This is a genomic window from Azospirillum sp. B506 (assembly GCF_000333595.1).
Classification (GTDB): Bacteria; Pseudomonadota; Alphaproteobacteria; order Azospirillales; family Azospirillaceae; genus Azospirillum.
The window spans coordinates 1-1,259 of record NZ_BADK01001116.1 but is presented as its reverse complement, the minus strand read 5'-3'; the positions used below and the strand labels follow the sequence as shown (position 1 = coordinate 1,259).

General features: G+C 64.3%; 2 pseudogenes. Both read right to left on the bottom strand.

What is annotated here, in order from left to right:
• Positions 1-337: pseudogene (locus tag I71_RS34050) on the bottom strand (branched-chain amino acid ABC transporter permease LivH); the annotation flags it as partial.
• A 391-nt stretch (positions 338-728) separates the two neighbouring features.
• Positions 729-1,259: pseudogene (locus tag I71_RS34045) on the bottom strand (hypothetical protein); the annotation flags it as partial.

Here is a 1,259-nt window from a genome sequence, read left to right as displayed (position 1 = left end):
AGATCGACATGCCGATGGCGGAGATCAGCGGCGCCAGCCGCGGCGAGGAGCGCAGCGGCCGGTAGGCGATGCGCTCGACCGTCCAGCCATAGACGCTGGTGAACAGCATCGACGCCACCAGCATGATCAGCAGCGCCAGCGGCACCCAGGTGATGCCCAGCGCGCCGATGGCCAGGAAGGTGATCAGTGCAACAAATGCACCGATCATGTAGATCTCGCCATGGGCGAAGTTGATCATCCCGATGATGCCGTACACCATCGTGTAGCCGATCGCGATCAGGCCGTAGATCGCCCCAAGCGACAGCCCGTTGATCAATTGCTGAAGAAAATAGTCCATATCCTCATCCCACCTTCGGCGCGGCGCAAAGGCAGGGTGCGGCGGCACGGGCACACTCGGCACACCGGTCTCGCAACAGCAGCCCCCTGTCTGGTGCAGCCCGTCCAGTCACCAAACGGAATGCCGTATCATCCGGAGTTCCGTCTATTGGTCTGACGGACCATGATTTTTCCTGTTCGGAGGCGGTTCCTGCGATCCGGCCGGGCCGTCCGGCAAGCGCCCCTCCTGATATTTCGGTAGTACCAGCCTGACGGATTTTTGCAAGACAGATTTGTGTTGTCCGCATGCGTCGTCAGTCGCAGCGAAACCTCTTTGAAAGCCGGAAACGCGAAACGCCCTGCCAGCGGATGCGGGCAGGGCGTTTCGCCAGACGACACAGGCCGTGGCAGCGTCAGCGGACGGCGACGGACTGCTTGACCGGGGCGGCGGCGACCTTCTGCTTCGGCTTGGCCGGCGCGGCGGCCTTGGCGGGCTTTGCCTTGGCGGACGAAGCCTTGGGTGCTGCCGGAGCGGGCGCGGCCGAGGCCACGGCGAAGACCGGGTCCGGATTGCTGACCACCTTCACGTCGCAGAGCGGACGGCTGGCCAGATGCATCAGGCCGGCGCCCTTCTCGTCGCTCGTCAGGGTGCGCAGGTCGTCGGCCGTCAGATCCTTCGCGGCGACCGAACGGTCGACGAAGTTGGCGCAGTATTGCGGGATGCCGATGGTGGCGGCGCGGCGGCTGATCTCGTTCGCCAGTTCCGTGCGGAACATGTCGAACTGACGGGTGGCGTTGCCGCCGGCGCCCGAGCGCTTGTAGTAGCTGATCAGCGAGGCTTCCGAGCTGGACAGCAGGGCGCGGTTCTTGACCGAGAAGTCCTGATACAGGTCGAACGGCTTCTTGTCCGGCATGACCGTGCGGCAGGTCAGGCCGATCACCAT